Below are 1,485 nucleotides of genomic sequence, written 5' to 3' on the forward strand. Positions count from 1 at the left end.
GTAGGCAACACCCACATAGATGAGGCTATCAAGGAATACACGACGGCGGCAAGCGTAGCAGCTATCAAGCAGGAGCTTTCAATTGCGCCGGATAAGAAGGTTATCGCCTTTTTGCCAAACACGTACTGGGCAGCGATGGCTGAGAGGGCGGTGTGGGCGACGTTGCTGGCAGAGCTTAAGCGTCCTGATATCGTGTGCGTCTTCAAGTGGCACCCGCAGGTGGCACACCCCGTCTTTGAGGAGATCAAAAAGCTCCTGCTGGAAATCATGCCCACTGCCATCGTAGTCTTTGGATATGACCCCTACAAGGTGCTTGCCGTGGCCGACTACTGTGTCGTCATGGGAAAGACGACCCTGGGGGTAGAGGCGTTGGCATTCAGAAAGCCGCTGTTTGACCTCTATAACGTGGTTGACGGCGACGAGTTTTACAAGGACATAAACGTGGCCCAGACCGTTTCGCCGGTGGGCAACTGGGAAAGCCTCTTCAAGACCATGCAGGAGGGCGTACCACAAGAGATTATCGACACCACCGAGGAATATCTTGAAAAGGTCTTCTACAAACTCGACGGCATGTCGGTGCAACGTGCCATTGACGTGATATCGTATGTGCTCAGGGTGAAGAACGAAAAAACCAGACCGGCATCCAAGGTTGCCTTTAAAAACCCCCGCATCAGCGGTAAGATCAGCTTTATCATACCAACGGGCAATGATCCCCTGGTCTTTATGGCGACCATGAATAGTCTGTCCTCCAATGCAAGGTACTGTGACGCAGAGTATATCATCGTTGCCACCGATGAAGCTATCAAGACCGATATCCTGGACAAATCTGAGGGGTTGACCATAGTGCAGACAAATGCTGACAGGATATCAACCCTCTTTAACTGCGGGCTTGAGGTATCATCGGGCGAGTATCTGATCTTCATTTTACCGGGGATGCTCCTTGTTAGGGACAATGACTTCCTGGATTCCATAAAAGACGGCTTTGCGAGTATGCCTATATATAACGCAGACCTGACGCCGTTTCGATTGGCCACCGGTACGGATTTTAACTTCACGCCAAATGCAATAAACACGGAAGGTAAGAAGTCGGAGTTTGTGCCGGCATTATTATTTGGCGCCAACAGAGATATATTTGAGAATTTTGGTGGTTTTGATAATAACGTCATTTTCTTTGTAGTAGACCTGTGTCTGCTTGCCCGGAAAAAAGGCTATCGTGTAACACATTGCACGGATGACATTGCCGTCTTGTTTAAATACCCCAGCTACGAAGAACCCAACGATTTAAGGTATCACACGGGTGACTGGAAACGCTCCGTGAACTTCTTTGCCCGCTGGTATGGTCAGTTGCAAAAGGACGACGACTTCCTGTCACACGCAAAGGGTATGCTACAAGAGACCAGTCGGTAGGGGCAAGCTACAGGGCGTTGAGCACCTCTGCAACGTGTCCCTTGACCTTGACCTTTCGCCAGAGCCTTTTGATTATGC

The 1,485-nt window shown here is 50.1% G+C and carries 1 protein-coding gene; it reads left to right on the forward strand.

What is annotated here, in order from left to right:
• The coding region (locus tag HWQ67_RS18305; protein ID WP_218254133.1) for a glycosyltransferase family 2 protein at positions 1-1,407 on the forward strand (1,407 nt) is incomplete at its 5' end.
• Positions 1,408-1,485: the final 78 nt, after the last annotated feature.

The sequence above is a fragment of the Candidatus Magnetobacterium casense genome (genome assembly GCF_019173545.1).
GTDB lineage: Bacteria > Nitrospirota > Thermodesulfovibrionia > Thermodesulfovibrionales > Magnetobacteriaceae > Magnetobacterium > Magnetobacterium cryptolimnobacter.